The organism is Zavarzinia sp. (assembly GCF_041650655.1).
In the GTDB taxonomy this organism is placed as follows: domain Bacteria; phylum Pseudomonadota; class Alphaproteobacteria; order Zavarziniales; family Zavarziniaceae; genus Zavarzinia.
The window spans coordinates 1-3,904 of the sequence record NZ_JBAZKR010000193.1; the positions used below are offsets into that span (position 1 = coordinate 1).

A 3,904-nucleotide genomic window follows, 5' to 3' on the forward strand; every position below is an offset into this window, starting at 1 on the left:
CGACGGACGCATTTACATCCGCGGCGAGAAGCACCTCTTCTGCATCGGAACGAAGAAATGAGTTCAAAGTTCAAAGTCCAAAGTCCAAAGTTCTCGGACGTCTCCGCCGCAGCAACACCTCGAGCCCCACAATGAACCAGAAACCAGCCCGTGGCACGGGCGTCCCGCCCGTGAACAACCTGAAACCCGAAACCAGAAACGAGAGCCCCGACACGCTCGGTTCAGAGCGCGGCGTTCAAGGTCAAAGGCCCAAAACACTTCCTTTCCCTTTTTCCCTTTTCCCCTTTTCCCCATCCTTACACCGTCAACTCGAAACCCACAACTCGGAACTCGAAACTCGAAACTCGGAACTCTCCACCGTCGATCGCGTCGTCGCCGAGATCGGCCCCGACCCCGAACACGTCCTGCCGATCCTCCAGGCGATCCAGCAACAGTTTCATTACCTGCCCGAACCCGCCCTGCGCCGAATCTGCGAGCTGACGCACATCCGCCCCGCCGACATCGCCGGCATCACCACCTTCTACTCGGCCTTCCGGCTCCGGCCCGCCGGACGGCACGTCATCCGCCTCTGCCACGGGACCGCGTGCCACGTCAAAGGCGCCGAGTTCGTCGCCGACGCCGTCCGCCGGCACCTGGATATCCCGGCCGAGGGCGACACCGACCCCGACGGCCTCTTCACGATCGAGAAGGTCGCCTGCCTCGGCTGCTGCACGCTCGCGCCCGTGATGCAGATCGACGGCGTAACGTACGGCCACCTCGCGCCCGACACCGTCGCCGCGTCGATCCGCGACTTCCTCGAACTCCGGGCGTGCGGTGTTCTCGAGCCAAGCGGCACCGAAGCCGGGCGAACCGGCGGCCTCGCGGAGATCCGCATCGGCCTCGGGTCCTGCTGCGTCGCCGCAGGCAGCCGGGACGTCTTCGACGCCCTGGCCGACGCCGTGCGTCAACTGCACGCACCGGCCGTCGTCAAGCGCGTCGGCTGCGTCGGCATGTGCCATCGTGCGCCGCTCGTCGAGGTCGCCCTGCCGGACGGCACTTCGCACCGCTACGCCGGAATCCGCGCCGACGACGCCCCGCAGATCGTCCGCCGCCATTTCCCGGCGCGCGGCCCGGTCCGCCGCGCCCGCGTCGCACTGTCCGGCGCGCTCGACCGCCTCCTCACCGACCGGACGTGGACGCCGGTCACACGCTACGGGCTGGACACCCGCGACGGCCCTGTCTGCTCGTTCCTCGGCCGGCAGAAGCACATCGCCACCGAGCACGAAGGCCAACTCGATCCGCTCGACCTCGACGAGTACCTTCGCCACGACGGCTTCGCCGCACTCCGCCAATGCATCGACCGCGCAGACCCCGCCGCCGTCATCGACGAGATCAACAACTCCGGCCTGCGCGGACGGGGCGGCGCCGGGTTCCCGACCGGGCTGAAGTGGCAGATCGTCCGCGCCGCGCCCGCCGCCAGGCGGCACGTCATCTGCAACGGCGACGAGGGCGACCCCGGCGCGTTCATGAACCGGATGGTCCTCGAATCACACCCGTACCGCGTCCTCGAAGGCATGGCCATCGCGGCGTTCGCGGTCGGCGCGGACGAGGGAACGCTGTACATCCGCGCGGAATATCCGCTCGCCGTGCGGCGAGTCCGCGAGGCGATCGGGCGGTGCGAGGCGGCCGGCTTCCTGGGGGAGAACCTCTTCCGCCTTCGCGGACGCCGAAGTTCCGCTCCGGCGGACGAAGGCGTCAGCGGCAAGTTCACGCTGCGATTGCGCGTCGTCGAAGGCGCGGGCGCGTTCGTCTGCGGCGAGGAGACGGCCCTCATCGCCGCTCTCGAAGGGCGGCGCGGCTCGCCGCGGCTTCGCCCGCCGTATCCGTCGGAACACGGCCTGCACGGACGGCCGACCCTCATCAACAACGTCGAGACCTTCGCGTCCGTTCCCTGGATCATCCGCAACGGCGCCGCCGCCTACTCCGCACTCGGCTCCGACGGAAGCAAAGGCACGAAGGTCTTCGCCCTCGCCGGCAAGGTCGTACGCGGCGGACTCATCGAGGTCCCGATGGGCATGACGATCCGCGAGATCGTCGAGGAGATCGGCGGCACGCCCGAGTTCAAGGCCGTCCAGGTCGGCGGGCCGTCCGGAGGCTGCATCCCGCGCGAACTTGCCGACACACCGATCGACTACGAAGCGCTTACCGCGGCGGGCGCGATCATGGGCTCCGGCGGGCTGGTCGTGCTCGGTCCGGACGACTGCATGGTCGACGTCGCACGATACTTCCTCCGCTTCACCCAGGACCAGTCGTGCGGCAAGTGCTCCTTCTGCCGCGTCGGCACCCGGCGTATGCTCGACATCCTTGACCGGATCTGCTCCGGCAAGGGACGCGCCGGCGACCTGGACCGCCTCGAACAGCTCGGCCGCGCTGTGAAGGCCGGGAGCCTCTGCGGACTTGGCGCGACCGCTCCGAACCCGGTGCTGACGACCCTGCGGTACTTCCGCAGCGAGTACGAGGCACACCTTGCCGGCCGATGCCCCGCGGGCCGGTGCCGCGAACTCATCCGCTACCGGATCACCGACGACTGCACGGGATGCACACTCTGCGCCCAGCACTGCCCGGCTGATGCGATCGAGCGGAAGCCGTATGAGAAGCACGAGATCGACGCGGACAAGTGCATCCGCTGCGGAACGTGCCGGAGCGTCTGCCCCGCCAAGGCCGTCGTCGTGGAGTAATGTCGGATGTTCGACGTTCATTTCTTGTCTGAGACATCACAATGCCACGCATAACGATCGACAACCGCTCCATCGAGGTTCCCGCAGGCACGACCATCCTCGCCGCCGCGCGCGCCGCCGGGATCGACATCCCGACGCTCTGCTTCCTCGAAGACCTGCCTCCGCAGACCTCGTGCATGGTCTGCGTGGTCAAGGTCGACGGCGGCGCTCGGCTCGTGCCGTCCTGCGCGATGCCCGTCCGCGATGGGATGCACGTCGAGAGCGAAACCGACGAGGTCCGCGCCGCCCGCCGCACCGCCCTCGAACTGCTCCTCAGCGATCACCTCGGCGACTGCATCGCCCCCTGCCAGGCCGCCTGCCCCGCACACCTCAACGTCCCGCTCGTCATCCGCCAGGTCGCCGACGGCGCGATCAGCGACGCCACACAGACGATCCGCGACCGCATCGCGCTCCCCGGCGTCCTCGGCCGCATCTGCCCCGCCCCGTGCGAAAAAGCCTGCCGCCGCGCGGGCAAGGACCATGCGGTCTCCATCTGCCTTCTCCATCGCTACGCCGCCGACGCCGCAGCGGCACTGCCGCGTCCGGTCGTCCCGCCGTGCCGGCCGGCGACGGGCAAGAGCGTGGGCATCGTCGGCGCAGAGGCCGCCGGCCTGGCCGCCGCGTTCTATCTGCTCCGCGACGGACACGAGTGCACACTGTTCGACGAGCACGACCGGCCCGGTGGACTGCTCCGCCAGGCCGTCCCGGAAAGCCGCCTGCCGCGAAACGTGCTGGACGACAACATCGCGGTGATCCGGCGCATGGGCGCGGCATTCTGCCCGCGCACCCGTGTCGACTCCCCCGCCGAGCTCCAGGACCGCTTTGATGCGATCATCGTGGCGACGGGCACGGCCTCGAAGGCCCAGGGCGAACAGCCCGGCCGCAACGTGTTCCTGGCCGGCGGGCCAGCCGGCTCCGCGAAGATGGCCGTTCGAGCCCTCGCCGCCGGCCGCACCGCCGCGCTCGCCGCCAGCCGCTTCCTCGCCGGTCTCCCCGCCGCGCCGCAGGAACACGAGTTCTCCACGCACATCGGCCACATGGAACCTGCGGAGTTGAGCGTGTTCGCAACGGGCGCGAGCGAGACGGACCGCGTCTCACCCGCAGATACGCTTTGCGGATTCACAAAGGAGGAAGCCCGCGCGGAGGCG

The 3,904-nt window shown here is 69.1% G+C and carries 2 protein-coding genes; both read left to right on the forward strand.

What is annotated here, in order from left to right; genetic code table 11:
• The first annotated feature begins 170 nt into the window (after nucleotides 1–170).
• Nucleotides 171–2,717: an NAD(P)H-dependent oxidoreductase subunit E gene (locus WC493_RS21980; protein ID WP_373068552.1), complete on the forward strand. Its 2,547-nt coding sequence runs from the start codon at nucleotides 171–173 to the stop codon at nucleotides 2,715–2,717.
• Nucleotides 2,718–2,758: 41 nt separating this feature from the next.
• Nucleotides 2,759–3,904: 2Fe-2S iron-sulfur cluster-binding protein (locus WC493_RS21985; RefSeq protein ID WP_373068554.1), on the forward strand; the 1,146-nt coding region annotated here is incomplete at its 3' end.